This window comes from Sulfitobacter aestuarii, from assembly GCF_042685005.1.
In the GTDB taxonomy this organism is placed as follows: domain Bacteria; phylum Pseudomonadota; class Alphaproteobacteria; order Rhodobacterales; family Rhodobacteraceae; genus Sulfitobacter; species Sulfitobacter aestuarii.
The window spans coordinates 35,915-53,718 of record NZ_JBHUMP010000007.1; the positions used below are offsets into that span (position 1 = coordinate 35,915).

Annotated in this window: 15 protein-coding genes; 9 read left to right on the top strand and 6 right to left on the bottom strand. The window is 63.9% G+C overall.

All coding sequences use genetic code 11. The annotated features are described in order from the left end of the window. Window positions 1–248: 248 nt before the first annotated feature. Window positions 249–2,264, top strand: a complete 2,016-nt coding sequence (gene tkt, locus ACFSUD_RS09670; protein WP_386373831.1) for a transketolase — start codon at window positions 249–251, stop codon at window positions 2,262–2,264. A 233-nt stretch (window positions 2,265–2,497) separates the two neighbouring features. Next, a complete protein-coding gene (locus ACFSUD_RS09675; protein WP_386373833.1) occupies window positions 2,498–2,671 on the top strand; it encodes a hypothetical protein in 174 nt (57 codons plus the stop codon). A gap of 112 nt (window positions 2,672–2,783) precedes the next feature. On the opposite strand, the gene ACFSUD_RS09680 is transcribed toward ACFSUD_RS09675, so the two are convergent. Next, window positions 2,784–3,764 carry a DUF808 domain-containing protein gene (locus ACFSUD_RS09680; RefSeq protein ID WP_386373835.1) on the bottom strand — a complete coding sequence of 327 codons (981 nt, stop codon included), beginning with the start codon at window positions 3,762–3,764 and terminating at the stop codon, window positions 2,784–2,786. A 186-nt stretch (window positions 3,765–3,950) separates the two neighbouring features. Between ACFSUD_RS09680 and gap the strand changes: the two genes are divergently transcribed. Beyond that, a complete protein-coding gene (gene gap / locus ACFSUD_RS09685; RefSeq protein ID WP_386373837.1) occupies window positions 3,951–4,952 on the top strand; it encodes a type I glyceraldehyde-3-phosphate dehydrogenase in 1,002 nt (333 codons plus the stop codon). A gap of 75 nt (window positions 4,953–5,027) precedes the next feature. Then, on the top strand, window positions 5,028–5,171 hold the full coding sequence (locus ACFSUD_RS09690; RefSeq protein ID WP_386373839.1) for a hypothetical protein: 144 nt from the start codon (window positions 5,028–5,030) through the stop codon (window positions 5,169–5,171). Window positions 5,172–5,271: 100 nt separating this feature from the next. On the opposite strand, the gene coaD is transcribed toward ACFSUD_RS09690, so the two are convergent. The 3 genes from coaD to ACFSUD_RS09705 form a co-directional block, all read right to left on the bottom strand. Beyond that, complete coding sequence (gene coaD / locus ACFSUD_RS09695; protein WP_386373841.1) at window positions 5,272–5,772, bottom strand: pantetheine-phosphate adenylyltransferase; 501 nt, start codon at window positions 5,770–5,772, stop codon at window positions 5,272–5,274. A gap of 85 nt (window positions 5,773–5,857) precedes the next feature. After that, window positions 5,858–6,292: a CBS domain-containing protein gene (locus ACFSUD_RS09700; RefSeq protein ID WP_386373843.1), complete on the bottom strand. Its 435-nt coding sequence runs from the start codon at window positions 6,290–6,292 to the stop codon at window positions 5,858–5,860. A gap of 55 nt (window positions 6,293–6,347) precedes the next feature. Continuing rightward, on the bottom strand, window positions 6,348–7,244 hold the full coding sequence (locus ACFSUD_RS09705; protein WP_386373845.1) for a LysR family transcriptional regulator: 897 nt from the start codon (window positions 7,242–7,244) through the stop codon (window positions 6,348–6,350). A 167-nt stretch (window positions 7,245–7,411) separates the two neighbouring features. Between ACFSUD_RS09705 and ACFSUD_RS09710 the strand changes: the two genes are divergently transcribed. From ACFSUD_RS09710 to ACFSUD_RS09730, 5 genes are all read left to right on the top strand, one after another. Then, window positions 7,412–8,911, top strand: a complete 1,500-nt coding sequence (locus ACFSUD_RS09710) for a CoA-acylating methylmalonate-semialdehyde dehydrogenase (RefSeq protein WP_386373847.1) — start codon at window positions 7,412–7,414, stop codon at window positions 8,909–8,911. A gap of 137 nt (window positions 8,912–9,048) precedes the next feature. Next, complete coding sequence (locus tag ACFSUD_RS09715) at window positions 9,049–10,191, top strand: acyl-CoA dehydrogenase family protein (protein ID WP_386373849.1); 1,143 nt, start codon at window positions 9,049–9,051, stop codon at window positions 10,189–10,191. An 11-nt stretch (window positions 10,192–10,202) separates the two neighbouring features. Continuing rightward, window positions 10,203–11,240, top strand: a complete 1,038-nt coding sequence (locus tag ACFSUD_RS09720) for an enoyl-CoA hydratase/isomerase family protein (RefSeq protein ID WP_386373851.1) — start codon at window positions 10,203–10,205, stop codon at window positions 11,238–11,240. A gap of 2 nt (window positions 11,241–11,242) precedes the next feature. Then, window positions 11,243–12,127, top strand: a complete 885-nt coding sequence (gene mmsB / locus ACFSUD_RS09725) for a 3-hydroxyisobutyrate dehydrogenase (protein ID WP_386373852.1) — start codon at window positions 11,243–11,245, stop codon at window positions 12,125–12,127. A 120-nt stretch (window positions 12,128–12,247) separates the two neighbouring features. Beyond that, window positions 12,248–13,279 (top strand): transketolase, encoded by a 1,032-nt coding sequence (locus ACFSUD_RS09730; RefSeq protein WP_386373854.1) that lies wholly within the window; start codon window positions 12,248–12,250, stop codon window positions 13,277–13,279. A 51-nt stretch (window positions 13,280–13,330) separates the two neighbouring features. On the opposite strand, the gene uvrA is transcribed toward ACFSUD_RS09730, so the two are convergent. Next, window positions 13,331–16,195 carry an excinuclease ABC subunit UvrA gene (uvrA, locus tag ACFSUD_RS09735; protein ID WP_386373856.1) on the bottom strand — a complete coding sequence of 955 codons (2,865 nt, stop codon included), beginning with the start codon at window positions 16,193–16,195 and terminating at the stop codon, window positions 13,331–13,333. Between the two features lie 125 nt (window positions 16,196–16,320). Further along, window positions 16,321–17,715: a dihydrolipoyl dehydrogenase gene (gene lpdA, locus ACFSUD_RS09740; RefSeq protein ID WP_386373858.1), complete on the bottom strand. Its 1,395-nt coding sequence runs from the start codon at window positions 17,713–17,715 to the stop codon at window positions 16,321–16,323. Window positions 17,716–17,804 lie beyond the last annotated feature (89 nt).

Here is a 17,804-nt window from a genome sequence, read left to right on the forward strand (position 1 = left end):
GTCGCGTTCTGACAGGCCCGTTGTCGGCGCGACCCGGCCGTCTCGGCCGCGACGAATCGCACAAAACGGCGTCAAAGACAATCCTAGCGAAAGCCGAAGGGAAATGCGCCCCTCTATCATATCAGAACCTTAGACCGCGCTCTTGACGCGGCAAGCCGCCGGTCCGGGCACTTGTGCTTGAACTTTACGGATGCGCTGATATGCACGGCCCGAAATCTCCTGCCCAAGCACAAAAGGAAGCCCGTCCCGTGGATCTGAACGCCCTGCGCAATGCCAATCCCGATCACTGGTCCAAGGCCAGCGCCATCCGGGCCCTGACGCTCGATGCGGTCGCCGCCGCCAATTCCGGCCATTCCGGCATGCCCATGGGCATGGCCGATGTTGCCACCGTCCTGTTCGAGAAGCACCTGAAGTTCGATGCCGCCAACCCGCTCTGGCCCGACCGCGACCGGTTCATCCTGTCGGCCGGGCATGGCTCCATGCTGCTCTATTCGCTGCTGCATCTGACCGGCTATGAACAGTTTCCGATCGAGGAGCTGAAGAACTTCCGCCAGCTCGGCGCCCGCACCGCGGGACATCCCGAGAACTTCCTCGCCGACGCGATCGAGACCACCACCGGCCCGCTCGGTCAGGGCATCGCCAATTCGGTCGGTTTCGCCATGGCCGAGGAAATGCTGCGCGCGCAATACGGCAAGAAGGTCGTCGATCACTTCACCTATGTGATCGCCGGGGACGGCTGCCTGATGGAGGGCGTCAGCCAGGAGGCGATCACCCTCGCCGGACGGCACCAGCTCGCCAAGCTCATCGTGATGTGGGACAACAACAACATCACCATCGACGGGCCGGTCTCGCTGTCTGACAATACCGATCAGGTCTCCCGGTTCGAAGCCGCGGGCTGGCATGTGATCGAGATCGACGGGCACAACCCCGGCGAAATCGACGCCGCCCTGACCGAGGCGAAGAAATCCGACAAGCCGAGCATGATCGCCTGCAAGACCCATATCGCCCTCGGCCATGCCGCACAGGACACATCCAAGGGTCACGGCGCGCTGACCGATGCCGATCAGCTGATCGCTGCCAAGGAGGCCTATGGCTGGGCCGCCGGTCCTTTCGAAGTCCCGGCGGAGGTGAAATCCGCCTGGGAGGAGATCGGGCAACGCGGCGCGGCGGAGCGCCGGGACTGGGAAGAGCGTTTCGATGCGATGTCGAAATCCAAACGCGAGACCTTCAACCGCACGCTGGCGCTGGAAGCGCCGAAGAAACTGAGCGCCACGATCAAGGCGTTCAAGAAGCAGATGTCCGAGACCGCGCCGAAGCTCGCGACCCGCGCCAGCAGCGAGAAGGTGCTGGAAGTGCTGAATCCGATCCTGCCGGAAACCGTCGGCGGATCGGCCGATCTGACCGGCTCGAACAACACCAGGACCGGCGATCTCGGCGTCTTTGACGTGGACAACCGCGCCGGTCGCTATGTCTATTGGGGCATCCGTGAGCATGGCATGGCCGCGGCGATGAACGGCATGGCGCTGCATGGCGGTATTCGCCCCTACGGCGGCACGTTCATGTGTTTCACCGACTATGCCCGCCCCGCCATGCGTCTGGCGGCGCTGATGGAAGTGCCGACGGTTTTCGTGATGACCCACGACAGCATCGGCCTGGGCGAAGACGGCCCGACCCACCAGCCGGTCGAGCATCTCGCGATCAGCCGCGCCACGCCCAACACCTGGGTGTTCCGTCCGGCCGACACGATCGAGACCGCGGAGGCCTGGGAACTGGCGCTGACCTCCAGGAAGACGCCCTCCGTGCTGTCGCTGACCCGTCAGGGCGTGCCGACCGTGCGGCACGAGCACAAGAACAACAACCTGACCGAGAAAGGCGCCTATGTGCTGGCCGAGGCGACGGGCAAGCGTCAGGTCATCCTGATCGCCACCGGCTCGGAAGTTTCGGTTGCCCTCGCCGCGCGCGAACAGTTGCAGGCCGAAGGCATTGGCACGCGGGTCGTCTCGATGCCCTGCATGGAGCTCTTCGCGGCACAGGACGAGGCCTATCGCAAGCGGGTGCTGCCCAGCGGCGCGGTGCGTGTCGGTGTCGAGGCCGGTGTGCGGCAGGGCTGGGATCAATGGCTGCTCGGCGAGCGCGGCAAATACGGCAAGGCCGATTTCGTCGGCATGGACCGCTTCGGCGCCTCGGCTCCGGCGGAGGAATTGTTCGAGAAATTCGACATCACCGCCGAGAACGTCGCCGCGACCGCCAAGGCGCTGCTCTGATCGACAAATCCGGCGCGCGATCCCCATCGCGCGCCGATGTCCCTTCCCGAGGCTGTTGGCGGATCGCCGCCAGCGTTTTTCCGGTGAAGCGGCAACGCGCCGCTCAAACCGGATCCTTTCCCAATTCTTAGCGCTCCGTTCACTTTCATCCATTAGGTGTGGTGGCAGTCCTTCTCGCAACTTCACCCCGGCGACGCGTGATCCGCCCGCGTCTGTTCATGAAAGCGGCTCAGATGGTTATAGTCATTCCTCTGTTCGCGATATGTTTGGGCGCGCTTTGCGCGCTGATCTGGCTGATCGGCGGGGCCCCGATCCTGTCCGTCCTGCTGGTCTATGTGATCTCCGGCAACCTCGCGGCGACCGGGCTGTTCGGCTGGGCCTATCTCAACCATCGTCAGATCGCCTGAGACAGGATGGCTTGCCACGCAGTGCACCCCGTCCCGGCCCGCACTGCGCAAAGTCTGAGCCGAGATCGCGTAGCGCGGAGCAAGCCCCGGATCGACGCGCGACGCTGGAGGATCAGGCCTCTACCGCCTTGCGATGAAACACCGCCCGCCAGATCGGCGTGATCACCTTTTCCCCAACCGGTATCAGCAGCAGCCCGAGCGCGAGACCGAGGATCCCGTCCATCGCCGCGGTCGCCACCCATTCCCCGGCGCCATGCATGCCCTCCGGCAGGTAATGCGCGATCCAAACAGCCGCGTCATGGATCAGATGGGCGGGCATGGCGAAGCCGAGCTGCTCCATCCCGTGAATGATGATCGAGCCGCCGACCCAGAGCATCGCCGCCGTACCGATGATCATCAGCAGCTTCAGGAATCCGGGCATGGCCTGGACCAACCCGCGCCCGAGCGTCCGTGTCACGCCGAACCGGCCGCGGTTGGCCATCAGCAGCCCGAGGTCATCCATCTTCACGATCAGTGCCACCGCGCCATAGACCGCCACCGTGATCATTACCGCCACCGCCGCCAGCGTCGCGGCTTCCATCCAGAAGGAACTGGCCGGTATCGCCGAAAGCGCGATGGTCATGATCTCCGCGGACAGGATGAAATCGGTCTTGATCGCCCCCTTGGCCTTCTGCTCCTCGAGATGCGCCGGATCCTGGATCTTCGCCTTGGCACCGGGATAATCCTCATGCCCTCCCGCGAGCCCGAGCGCATGGGCAACCTTCTCGGCGCCTTCGAAACAGAGATAGGCCCCGCCCAGCATCAGCAGCGGCGCGATCGCCCAGGGAGCGAAATTTGACAGCAGCAGACCGGCGGGCAGCAGGAACAGAAGCTTGTTGCGCAGCGAGCCCTTGGTAATGCGCCAGATGATCGGCAATTCGCGGCTCGGGGCGAAACCCTGGACATATTTCGGCGTCACGGCGGCGTCGTCGATCACCGCGCCGGCCGCCTTGGACCCGGCCTTGGCTGCCTGCCCGATCACATCGTCCACACTCGCCGCCGCCACCTTGGCAATGGCCGCAACATCATCCAGCAACGCCAGCAGACCGCTCATTCCATTCTCCTTTTCCGCTTGCCCTCACATAGTCTGACCCGGGGTGCCGGCAATCCCCAGATGCTGCTATCGCTAACGGCAACCTTTATCGCTAACATCGCGCGATCGGAGGGCTTTGCCTCTTTAACCCCGCCTGCCGCCGCAGATATAGAGCCGACAACGCCCCACGCAAAGGAAAGCTCTCCCATGACAATCAAAGTCGGTATCAACGGATTTGGCCGTATCGGCCGCTGCACCCTCAGCCATATCGCTGCTTCGGGGCGCGATGACATCGAGGTCGTCAAGCTCAACGCCACCGGGCCGCTGGAAACCGCCGCGCATCTGCTGAAATACGATTCCGTGCATGGCCGTTTTCCCGGCGAGATCAGCATCGGCGAGGGCAAGCTGAACCTCGGCCAGAACGATATCGAGGTGATGTCCACCTATGATCTCGATGCGCTCGACTGGTCCGGCTGCGACGTGGTGCTGGAATGTACCGGCAAGTTCAACGACGGCACCAAGGCCAAGGCGCATCTGGAACGCGGCGCCAAGCGGGTGCTGCTCTCCGCGCCGGGCAAGAATGTCGATCGCACCGTGGTTTTCGGCGTCAATGACGACGAGCTGCAGGTGTCCGACGTAATGGTCTCCAACGGCTCCTGCACCACCAACTGCCTCGCCCCGATCGCCAAGGTCCTGCACGAGGCGTTTGGCATCGAGAGCGGCGTGATGACCACGATCCATTCCTATACCGGCGACCAGCCGACGCTGGATCGCCGCCACAAGGATCTCTACCGCGCCCGGGCGGCCGCCATGGCAATGATCCCCACCAGCACCGGCGCCGCCAAGGCTCTGGGCGAGGTGCTGCCCGCGCTCAAGGGCAAGCTTGACGGCACCGCGATGCGCGTGCCGACGCCGAATGTCTCCGCCGTAGACCTCACCTTCACGGCCGGGCGCGATGTCACCGTGGAAGAGGTCAACGCCGCCGTGCGCGCCGCCGCCGAAGGGGCGATGAAGGGCGTGCTGGCCTATGATCCCGAGCCGAAAGTCTCCATCGACTTCAACCACACGGACGAAAGCTGCATCTTCGCGCCCGACCAGACACTGGTCGTCGGCGGCCGCACGGTGCGGGTGCTGTGCTGGTATGACAACGAATGGGGTTTCTCGGTGCGCATGGCCGATGTCGCCGTGGCGATGGGCAAGCTCGGCTGAGCAGCGCCCTGACAGCTTGCCCCCGCCCCCGACAGGATGTCATATCGGGGGCAAGCCAGAGCGGAGCCCGCGCCGATGACCAACCTGATCGCCCTCATTCTCGGCCTTGTCATCGTCGGCGCGCTGGCGCTCGACGGGCTGATCTACGGCAGCGAGCATTTCGTCTATCTCGGCAAGAAGTTCTTCGAGCTGATCGAATGGATGGCGTTCTGGCGCTGAGCGCGCCCGCCATTACCTCCCCCCGCCGTCGCCCCGCCGCCGATTGGATCGGCAGCGCGGTCAGGTCACGTGCCGCGCGATCGCCGCGCGGCAGACCGGTTCATCCCTTTTCGGAATACCGCTGCAACAGTGCTTCGCGTACCCGCGGGGTGACGAATTTGCTGATGTCACCATCGAGACGGGCGATTTCCTTGACCAGCTTGCTGGCAATCGCCTGGTGCTGGCCATCGGCCATGAGGAAGACGGTCTCGATCGAATCGTCCAACTGCCGGTTCATCCCGACCATCTGGTATTCATATTCGAAATCCGCCACCGCCCTCAGGCCGCGCACGATGATCTGCGCCCCGACGTCGCGGGCGCAGTCGATCAGCAGGTTCTCGAAAGGATGCACGACGATCTCGACGCCGGTCTGTTCGGCCAGCGCGGCACATTCCGCCTCGATCAACGCCACCCGCTGCTCGAGCCGGAACAACGGCCCCTTGTCGCGGTTGATGGCGACACCGATCACCAGCTTGTCGACCAGCCGCGCCGCGCGCTGGATAATGTCGATGTGACCCAGGGTGATCGGGTCGAACGTGCCGGGATAGAGGCCAATGCGCATCGGGCGGTCCTGCTCGGTTTAAGTTTCCGCAAGCAAGCATGTCACGGGCGCGGGCGCAAGCCGATTTGCGCCGCCCCGCGCGGGCTCAATGGCCCATGATCATGCCTTGCAAAGCGTCCTTTTCCATCGACAATTCCATCAGTCGCGCCTTGACCACATCGCCGATAGAGATCAGCCCGACCAGCCGCCCGTCCTCGAGCACCGGCATGTGACGGAAGCGCCCGTCGGTCATCTGCTGCAGGATGATATCGGCGCGGTCGTCGCGCTTGCAGGTCACCAGATCGCGGGTCATCAGGGTCTGAACGCTCTCATCGAGACAGCCGGAGCCCTTGCGCCCGAGTTCGCGCACGATATCGCGTTCCGACAGGATTCCGTCCGGGGTCTTGCCGTCGGCCGAGATCACCAGCGTACCGATACGTTTCTCCGACAACAGCTTGGCGGCCTCGGAGATCAGCATGTCGGGCGGCGAGGTGACCACCCCTTCGTCGGATTTGGACTTGAGTATCTGCGATACCAGCATATGCGCCTCCTGCTATGGCCCCGTGATTTCAGGGTCGCCGCAGCGCCGTATTCTGTCAAGCCTTTGCCTCGAGCCGTGCCACCTCGGCGCGCAGCCCGGCGCTGAGCCGCTCGGCAAAGCGGGACAGCCGCGGATTGCGCTGATCATCGGCATGGCGGATCAGGTAGAAGGCGCGTTTGATCGAGACGGCCCCGGTCAGGACGCGCCGCACGCCGGGGGCCGCGTCGAGGCAGAAATCATGCACAACGCCGATACCGTTGCCCTGGCGGATCATGTGCAGCTGCACCGAGACCGAATTCGACGCCAGCGGCACGCGCGCGATGCCGAGATCGGCGAGATAATCGAGCTCGCGGTCAAAGATCATGTCGGGAATATAACCGACGAGCCGGTGATCGCGCAGCGCCGCGATGCTGTCGGGCGCCGGGCGTTCGGCAAGATAGTGCGCGGCGGCCGCCAGGTGCAGGTGATAATCGGTGATCTTGTGCACCAGGAGCCGCCCGGCCGTCGGCGCGCTGACCCCGATCGCCATGTCGGCCTCGCGGCGCGAAAGATTGAACACCCGTGGCAGCGCCACGACCTGGATGTCGAGCTCCGGGTTCTCCGCCGCGATGGCACCGCAGACCTGGGGCAGCAGGAAATTGGCACAGCCATCCGGCGCACCGATGCGGATCTGTCCGCTGAGCCGGTCGCTTTGGCCCGAAAGCACGGCCGTGGCGGCGCGCATCGCCTGTTCGGCACGCTCCGCACGGACAAGCAGGTCCGCGCCCGCATCGGTCAGCGCATAGCCTTGCGGCGACTTGACGAAGAGTGCGACCTGCAGCGCCTTCTCCAGCCGCGCCACCCGGCGTCCGAGCGTGGCCGGATCGAGGCGCAGAAGCTTGCCCGCGCCCGACAGGCTCTGCTCGCGCGCCACCGCCAGGAAGAGGCGCAGGTCGTCCCAATTGTCATCCATATGCCGCCTCTTTCCGCGGTCCACGCGCCCTGCCCGCCCTGCCTGCTCTGCCGAAACTGTCAGCTGCGGAACACGGGGTTTTGCGTTTTTGCAAATCTATTTTGCCTTACTGCCTCTTTAACCTGTCTTTTTGCAAGCCTATCCTGCGCCGGACCAAGGAGGATCCCATGCAAGAACTGACCCATTACCTGAACGGCGAACATGTCAAAGGCACGTCCGGCCGTTTTGCCGACGTGATGAACCCGGCGACCGGCGAAGTGCAGGCCAAGGTGCCGCTGGCCAGCACCGAAGAGCTCGACAAGGCCGTGGAATATGCCGCCGCCGCACAGCCTGCCTGGGAGGCCACCAACCCGCAGCGCCGCGCCCGGGTGCTGATGAAGCTCGTCTCGCTGATCAACCGCGACATGGACAAGCTCGCCGAAGCGCTGAGCCGCGAACACGGCAAGACCCTGCCGGATGCCGCCGGTGACGTGCAGCGTGGGCTTGAAGTGGTGGAATATTGCATCGGCGCGCCGCAGATGCTGAAGGGTGAATTTACCGACAGCGCCGGCCCCGGCATCGACATGTATTCGATGCGCCAAGCACTCGGCGTCACCGCCGGGATCACCCCGTTCAACTTTCCCGCGATGATCCCGATGTGGATGTTCGCCCCCGCCATCGCCTGCGGCAACGCGTTCATCCTGAAACCCTCCGAACGCGACCCCTCCGTGCCGCTGATGCTGGCCGAGCTGGCCGAGGAAGCGGGCCTGCCCAAAGGCATCCTGCAGGTCGTCAACGGCGACAAGGAAGCGGTCGACGCGATCCTGCATCACGACGTGATCCAGTCGGTCGGCTTTGTCGGCTCGACCCCGATCGCGCAATATATCTATGCCACCGGCTGTGCGAACGGCAAGCGCGTGCAATGTTTCGGCGGCGCCAAGAACCACATGATCATCATGCCCGATGCCGATCTCGATCAGGCCGCGGATGCGCTGGTCGGCGCCGGGTACGGTGCCGCGGGCGAACGCTGCATGGCGATCTCGGTTGCGGTGCCGGTGGGGGATGAGACCGCCGACCGGTTGATCGAGAAGCTGGTGCCGCGCGTCGAGGCGCTGAAGGTCGGCCCTTATACCTCGGGCAATGACGTCGATTACGGCCCCGTCGTGACCGCCGCCGCCAAGGCCAATATCGAGCGCCTGGTGCAGACCGGCATCGATCAGGGCGCCAAGCTGGTGGTCGACGGGCGCGATTTCAAACTGCAGGGCTATGAAGAAGGCTTCTTCGTCGGGCCGCATCTGTTCGATCACGCGACGAAGGAGATGGACATCTATACCCAGGAGATCTTCGGCCCGGTGCTGACCTGCGTGCGCGCGCAGAATTACGAAGAGGCGCTGTCGCTGGCGATGGATCATGAATACGGCAACGGCACCGCGATCTATACCCGCGACGGCGACGCGGCGCGCGATTTCGCCAACCGCGTCAACATCGGCATGGTCGGTGTCAACGTGCCGATCCCGGTGCCGCTGGCCTATCACACTTTCGGCGGTTGGAAGAAATCCGCCTTCGGCGATCTCAACCAGCACGGGCCGGACGCGTTCAAGTTCTACACCCGCACCAAGACCGTCACAGCGCGCTGGCCGAGCGGCATCAAGGAAGGCGGCGAGTTCTCCATCCCGGTGATGGAATAAGCGCGACCCATCGGCGGAGCGGGCCCTTCGCCTGTTCCGCCGATGGGAGTATTTACAGCATAAAGAAGCTGGGACGCCGCAAAATTTCCGCAAGGATTGCCGGATAGGAGGGGCGCGACAAATCTCGGGAGGATGTGATGGATTTTGGACTGAGCGACGAGCAGCGCGCGATTTTCGACATGGCCCATGCCTTTGGCCAGGAGCAGATCGCGCCCTTTGCCCGCAATTGGGAGAAGGACGGCACGATCCCCAAGGAGCTCTGGCCGCAGATTGCCGAACTGGGGTTCGGCGGGCTCTATGTTTCGGAGGAGAGCGGCGGTTCGGGCCTGACGCGGCTGGATGCGACGCTGGTCTTCGAGGCGCTGTCGATGGCCTGCCCCTCGGTGGCGGCGTTCCTGTCGATCCACAACATGTGCGCCAAGATGATCGACAATTTCGGTTCCGATGCGCTGAAGGCGCGGGTGATGCCGGATGTGCTGGCGATGCACAAGGTGCTGTCCTATTGCCTCACGGAGCCGGGCTCGGGCTCGGATGCCGCGGCGCTCAAGACACGTGCCGTGCGCGACAACGAGGGCTATGTGCTGAACGGCAGCAAGGCGTTCATTTCGGGGGGCGGCTATTCGGATGGCTATGTAACCATGGTGCGCACCTCTGATGAGGGCGCGGCAGGGATCTCGACGCTCTATGTCGAGGACGGCACACGGGGGCTCAGCTTCGGGGGTCTGGAAGACAAGATGGGTTGGCGCAGCCAGCCGACGGCGCAGGTGCAATTCGACGATTGTCACGTCCCGGCCGGGAACCTGGTCGGCGAGGAGGGCAAGGGGTTCAAATACGCGATGGCGGGGCTCGATGGCGGGCGGCTCAATATCTCCGCCTGTTCGCTCGGCGCGGCGCAATCCGCCCTTGATGCCACACTCGATTACATGGGCGAGCGCAAGGCTTTCGGCCAGAGCATCGATCAGTTCCAGGCGCTGCAGTTCCGTCTTGCCGACATGGAAATCGAGCTGCAGGCGGCGCGGGTGTTCCTGCGTCAGGCGGCCTGGAAGCTCGACACCGGTGCACCGGACGCGAGCAAACATTGCGCCATGGCGAAGAAATTCGTCACCGAGGCGGGCAGCCGGATCGTCGATCAATGTCTGCAACTGCACGGCGGCTATGGCTATCTCGCCGATTACGGGATCGAGAAGCTGGTGCGCGATCTGCGGGTACATCAGATCCTTGAGGGCACCAACGAGATCATGCGCATGATCGTGGCCCGCGACATGCTGAAGAACCGATGAACGGCACCGGGATGAGCGATATCGATATCCGCGTCACCGGGCGCGCCGGGCGGATCACCCTGACCCGGCCACAGGCGCTGAATGCGCTCACCTATGAGATGTGTCTGGCCATCGAAGCGGCGATCGAGGGCTGGCGTGAGGATGGACGCGTCGCGCTGGTGATGCTCGATGCCGCCGGGGAGCGGGCCTTCTGTTCGGGCGGTGACATTGCCGAGCTCTACGCGCGCGGCAGGGCCGGTGATCATGCCTATGGCCAGCGGTTCTGGGCCGATGAATACCGGCTGAACCACAAGCTCTACAGCTATGACAAGCCGGTGGTCTCCTTCCTGCAGGGGTTCACCATGGGCGGCGGTGTCGGCATTGGCTGTCACGGCTCGCACCGGGTAGTCGGCGAAAGCAGCCGGATCGCCATGCCGGAATGCGGTATCGGGCTGGTGCCGGATGTCGGTGGATCGCGGCTGCTGGCCGGGGCGCCGGGGCGGCTCGGGGAATATCTTGGCACCACCGGGGCGCGGATGGCGGCAGGCGATGCGATCCGTGCCGGGTTTGCCGACATGTTCATGCCCGAGGCGGAATGGCCGGGGCTGATTGCGGCGCTGGAACAGACCGGCGATGTTGCATTGCTGGATGCGGCGGCGGGGCCTGCGCCGGAGGCCGGTCTGGCCGCGCGGCAGGCACAGATCGATGCCTGGTTCGCGCCCGGATCGCGCGCGCAGATCCATGCGCGGCTGGAGGAGGCCGACGGCGATTTCGCCGCCGAGACGCTGAATCTCTTCGAACGCGGCGCGCCGCTGTCGCAGGCCTGCGCGCTGGAGATGCTTGCGCGTCTGCGGGCCGGGGGGCCGGATATGCGCGCGGCGCTGGCGCTTGAATATCGCTTCACCTGGCGGGCGCAGGCGCAGGGCGATTTCCTCGAAGGGATCCGCGCCGCGATCATCGACAAGGACCGCCAGCCGCGCTGGCAATATGGCGATGGCAATGTGCCGGACGCCGCCGTCGCGGCGATGCTGGCCGATCTCGGCGAGAATGAATTGAACTTGGAGGAATGAGCATGGGTGAACTGACAATCGGCTTCATCGGTCTGGGCAACATGGGCGCGCCGATGGCGGCAAACCTGGCCAAGGCGGGACACAGGCTGCGCGGCTATGACGTCGCCGGGACCAGCGCCGAGGGCGTCGAACAGGTCGCCGATATCGCCACGGCGGCAGCGGGCGCCGATGTGGTGATCACCATGCTGCCGAACGGTGCCATCCTGCGCAAGGTCGCGGCGAAGCTGATTCCGCATATGTCGGAGGGCAGCCTGTTCATCGATTGCTCGACCGTCGATGTGGAAAGCGCCCGCGAGACGGCCGATGCGGCGCAGAAGGCGGGGATCCTCGCTGTGGATGCGCCGGTCTCGGGCGGCATCGGCGGCGCGGCGGCGGGAACGTTGACCTTCATGGCGGGTGGCTCCGACGCGGCCTTTGCCCGCGCGGAACCGCTGTTTGACATCATGGGGCAGAAGGCCGTGCATTGCGGCGCTCCCGGTGCCGGTCAGGCCGCGAAGATCTGTAACAACATGATCCTCGGGGTCACCATGATCGCCACCTGCGAGGCCTTTGCGCTGGCCGACAAGCTCGGGCTCGACCGGCAGAAAATGTTCGACGTGGTTTCGACCTCCTCGGGCTATTCCTGGTCGATGAACGCCTATTGCCCCGCACCCGGTGTCGGACCGCAATCACCTGCCGACAATGACTACAAGCCCGGTTTCGCCGCCGAGCTGATGCTGAAGGATCTCGGCCTGTCACAGCAGGCGGCGGCGCTTGCCGATGCCGACACGCCGATGGGCGCGCTGGCACAGGCGCTCTATGCGCGCTTCGTCGAGGAGGAAGACGGCAAGGGCATGGATTTCTCCGCCATGCTGCCCCGGTTCGAGAAACGCGGCCGCGACGGTTGATCGCGCCGTGGAACCCGGCCCGGGCGCCCGGTGTTCCAATGGAAAGGTCCGGGTGCTGCGCCCCGGACGCGTTATCGGGGTGCAGAATTCTGCGGCACCCCTGCCAATCGGGAGTTCCAAGTGAAATATCGTAATGTCGCCCTTGCCACCATGTTCATCGGCATGCTGACCCCGCAAGTACAGGCCGCCACATCCCTGCCCCAGACCTCGCCTTACGCGCTCACGGCGGCGCTGGGGGCCGACTTGCCGTTGGTGCAGGTCAAGGAGGGCAAGGAGGGCAAGGGCCACAAGAAGGCTGAAAAGAAGGCGCACAAGAATGCCGAGAAGAAGCGTAAGGACATTCGCAAGCAGCGTGAGAAGGCCGAAAAGAAGCGCCACAAGGAGCTGAAGAAGGCGGCCGAGGAACGCGGGAAGGATATCAAAAAGGCGAACAAACACGCCGAGAAACGCGCCAAGGAGCGCCGCAAGAGCTGGGATACGCCGGAGCAGCGACAGGAACGTGCCGAGACGATCCTGAACGTCCCGGCCCCCGAAAAGCGCGATATGACCGCCCTGCTCGCCGCCGTGCCGCTGGCCCTGCTTGGCAAGGAGGTGATCTTTGCCGATGTGCCGGAAGAGCGGCTGCTGACCTATCGCAATTGCCCGCCCGGGCTGGCCAAGAAGGATCCGCCCTGCGTCCCCCCCGGCCTTGCCGACAAGGGCGTGACATATGAGCAATGGGTGTCCTATGACGATGAGGAGATTGATCGGCTCCTGCGCGAGGAAAGCCGTCAGTATCGCGACGATGCGGTCACTCCCGAAGATGATGTGCTGCTGCTCAGTTCGAGCCAGATCGCGGATCTCTATGACCTGCGCTCGGCCCCCGCGGGCAAGCGCTATGCATTGATCGACGGCCAGCCGGTGTTGCTGAGCGACGAGGATTACAGCTCGTTGCTGCGGATCAATGATCTGGCGCGGGTCGATACCCTTCCGGGCGATCTGCGCATCGCGCCGACCGCGGCCCTGACCCAGCAGGAATTGCGCCAGACCTACCGCCTGCCGGAACTCGAACCAGGCTATAATTATGCGGTGATCAATGGCGAATTGGTGACCCTGGCCGACAGCGCCTTCGAGACCCTGCAGCTGATCCGCATGGCCCGCGCGGTTTTCTGATCGCGCTTGCAAACGGCATAAATGAAAGGGCGCCGCGCAGGGCGCCCTTCGTCATTCCGCCGCGACCTTCTCGCGTTTCTTGGTGAGCATCGGCTTGAGATAGTGACCAGTGTAGCTCTCGGCGACCTCCGCCACCTCTTCGGGTGTGCCGGTCGCCACCACCATACCCCCGCCATCGCCGCCCTCGGGACCGATGTCGATGATATGATCCGCGGTCTTCACCACGTCGAGGTTATGTTCGATCACCACCACCGAATTGCCCTGATCGACCAGCTCGTGCAGCACTTCCAGCAGCTTGCGCACATCCTCGAAATGCAGACCCGTGGTCGGCTCGTCGAGGATATAGAGCGTGCGCCCGGTCGAGCGTTTGCTGAGCTCTTTCGAAAGCTTCACGCGCTGTGCCTCACCGCCCGAAAGCGTCGTCGCCTGCTGGCCGACCTTGATATAGCCCAGTCCGACCCGCATCAGCGCATCCATTTTCTCGCGGATGCTCGGCACCGCGGCGAAGAAGGTCTGCGCATCCTCCACCGTCATGTCGAGCACATCCGCGATGGACTTACCCTTGAACTTGATCTCGAGCGTCTCGCGGTTGTAGCGCGCGCCCTTGCAGGTTTCGCATTCGACATAGACATCCGGCAGGAAGTGCATCTCGATCTTGATGACCCCGTCGCCCTGACAGGCCTCGCAGCGCCCGCCCTTGACGTTGAAGGAGAAGCGCCCCGGCTTGTAGCCGCGCGCCTTGGCCTCCGGCAGCCCGGCGAACCAGTCGCGGATCGGGGTGAAGGCACCGGTGTAAGTCGCCGGATTCGACCGCGGCGTGCGCCCGATGGGGCGCTGATCGATGTCGATCACCTTGTCGAGATGCTCCAGCCCCTTGATGGTCTCGCAGGGCGCCGGGGTCTGGCGCGCGCCGTTGAGGTTCATCGAGGCGGTCTTGAACAGCGTTTCGATGGTCAGCGTCGACTTGCCGCCCCCCGACACGCCGGTGACGCAGACGAACTTGCCGAGCGGGAATTCCGCAGTGACGTTCTTGAGGTTGTTGCCGGTGGCCTTGACCACCTTGAGTTTCTTCCTGTTGCCCTTGCGCCGCGTGGCGGGCACCGCGATCTCCCGCGCGCCGGTCAGATATTGACCGGTGATCGAATTGACATCCGCCGCGACTTCGCCAGGCGTTCCGTGGCTCACCACCTGCCCGCCATGCACCCCAGCACCGGGGCCGATGTCAAAGACGTAATCCGCCTCGCGGATCGCCTCTTCGTCATGCTCGACCACGATCACCGTATTGCCCTGATCGCGCAGGTTCTTCAGCGTCAGCAGCAAGCGGTCGTTGTCACGCTGGTGCAACCCGATGGAGGGCTCGTCGAGCACGTAAAGCACTCCGGTCAGACCGGAGCCGATCTGGCTGGCCAGACGGATGCGCTGGCTCTCGCCGCCGCTTAATGTACCGGATGAACGTGACAGCGTAAGGTATTCCAACCCCACGTTATTCAGAAAACCGAGCCGCTCTCGGATCTCCTTCAGAATGGCCTTGCCGATCTCGTTCTTCTGCTGGCTCAGATGTTCCGGCACGCTGACGCACCAATCATGCGCCTCGCGGATCGACATCTGCACTACCTCACCCACATGCAGCCCGGCGATCTTCACCGCCAGCGCCTCGGGGCGCAGACGATAGCCGTTGCAGGTGCCGCAAGGGCGGTTATTCTGATAGCGCTCGAATTCCTCGCGGACCCAGTTGCTGTCGGTCTCGCGGTAGCGCCGCTCCATATTTGGAATGACGCCTTCGAAAACCCGGCTCACCTCATAGACCCGGCCGCCCTCGTCATAGCGGAACTTGATCTCTTCCTTGCCGGAGCCATAGAGGAAGACCTGCTGCACCTTCTCGGGCAGGTCCTTCCAGCGGGTCTGCTGATTGAACTGGTAGTGCTTGGCAATCGCCTCGATCGTCTGTTTGAAATAGGGCGACTTGCCCTTCCGCCACGGTGCCAGCGCGCCGTCGTAGATCTTCAGGTTCTGGTCCGGCACCACCAGTCGCTCGTCGAAGAACAACTCGACCCCGAGACCGTCGCAGGAGGGACAGGCCCCGAAAGGCGCGTTGAAGGAGAACAGCCGCGGCTCGATCTCGGGAATGGTGAAACCGCTGACCGGGCAGGCGAATTTCTCGGAAAATGTATGCCGCTCCGGCTCGCCCTCGCTCGGCGCTGATTCGAGAATGGCAATGCCGTCGGCCAGATCGAGCGCGGTGCGCAGGCTGTCAGCCAGCCGCGTCTCCAGCCCCTCGCGCACCACCAGCCGGTCCACCACGACGTCGATGTCATGGCGGAATTTCTTGTCCAGCGTCGGCGGCTCATCCAGCTCGTGGAACTCGCCGTTGACCTTGACCCGCTGAAAGCCGGATTTGCGCAGCTCGAGGAATTCCTTGCGGTACTCACCTTTGCGGTCGCGCACGATGGGCGCCAGCAGATAGGCGCGGGTGCCCTCCTCCATCGCCATGATCCGGTCCACCATATCCTGCACCTGCTGTGCCTCGATGGGCTTGCCGGTGGCGGGGGAATAGGGCGTGCCGACCCGCGCGAAAAGCAGACGCATGTAGTCGTAGATCTCGGTCACCGTGCCGACGGTCGAGCGCGGGTTCTTCGAGGTGGTCTTCTGCTCGATGGAAATCGCCGGGGAGAGCCCGCTGATGTGATCGACATCGGGTTTCTGCATCATGTCGAGGAACTGGCGCGCATAGGCCGAGAGCGATTCGACATAGCGGCGCTGGCCTTCGGCATAGATCGTGTCGAATGCCAGGCTCGACTTGCCCGAGCCCGAAAGCCCGGTGATCACCACCAACCGGTCGCGCGGGATATCCACGTCGATGTTCTTGAGATTGTGCTCGCGCGCGCCGCGCACTTCGATGTTCTTCAGCTCGGCCATATATCCCCCACGGATCGAAGCCTTACAGATAGTGCATGGCCGGGGCTTCTCCAACCCCGGCAGGAACACAAATGGAACATTTTAAAGGCGCGACAGGCGGGCGGCATTCAACCGCCCGTGCGGGGTCACATGTGGATCACGCGGCCATAGGCGTCGAGCACCGATTCATGCATCATCTCGCTCAGGGTCGGATGCGGGAAGACGGTGTTCATCAGGTCTTCTTCGGTGGTTTCGAGCTGCCGCCCGACCACATAGCCCTGGATCAGCTCGGTCACTTCCGCCCCGATCATATGGGCGCCGAGCAGCTCGCCGGTCTTGGCGTCGAACACGGTCTTGACCAGCCCCTCCTGCTCGCCGAGCGCGATCGCTTTGCCGTTGCCGATGAAGGGGAACTTGCCGACCTTGACCTCATAGCCGAGCTCCTTTGCCTTGGCCTCCGAATAGCCGACCGAAGCGACCTGCGGATGACAATAGGTGCAGCCCGCGATGCTCTCCGGCTTGACCGGATGCGGATGTTTCCCGGCGATCAGCTCGGCCACCATCACCCCTTCGTGGCTCGCCTTATGCGCCAGCCAGGGCGCGCCGGCGATGTCACCGATGGCATAGAGCCCCTCGACGCCGGTGCGGCAATATTCATCCGTCACCACATGGGTCCGGTCCACCTTGACGCCGAGCTCCTCGAGCCCCAGCCCTTCGACATTGCCGACGATGCCGACCGCCGAAATCACCGTATCGAATTCGTGTTTCTCGATCTTGCCGCCGATCTCGATATGCGCGGTGACCGTGCCCTTGCCCCGGTCGAGCTGTTTGACCATGGCCTTTTGCATGATCTTCATGCCCTGTTTCTCGAACGCCTTCTTGGCGAAGGCCGAAATCTCGGCGTCCTCCACCGGCAGCACCCGGTCCATCACCTCAACCACCGTCGTATCGGCGCCGAGCGTGTTGTAGAAACTGGCGAATTCGATGCCGATGGCGCCGGAGCCGATGACCAGCAGCTTCTTGGGCATATGCGGCGGCTGCAGCGCGTGTTTATAGGTCCAGACCTGTTTGCCATCGGCCTCAAGCCCCGGCAATTCGCGCGCCCGCGCGCCGGTGGCGAGCACGATGTTCCTGGCGCTCAGTTCTTCGCTGCCCTTGTCGGTCTTGATGCTGACCTTGCCTTTGCCGGGCAGGGTCGCGGCGCCCATGAACACTTCGATCTTGTTCTTCTTCATCAGATGGCCGATTCCGCCCGAAAGCTGCCCCGCCACTTTGCGCGAGCGTTTCACCACCGCCTCGAGATCATAGTCGATGCCCTCCGCTTTCAGCCCGAATTCCTTGGCCCGGTGCATCAGATGAAAAACCTCCGAAGAGCGCAGCAGCGCCTTGGTCGGGATACAGCCCCAGTTGAGACAGATGCCGCCGAGATGCTCGCGCTCGACGATCGCCACCTTCATACCGAGCTGCGCGCCCCGGATGGCCGCGACATAGCCGCCGGGCCCGGCGCCGATCACGACAAGATCAAAGGATTTCGCAGCCATATGGGGAACCTCGCTCAGTGGGACGCAAATATAGTTTACCGTTAAACTATATTCGCGCGCACCACAACCGCGAGATCATCACCCGCAGG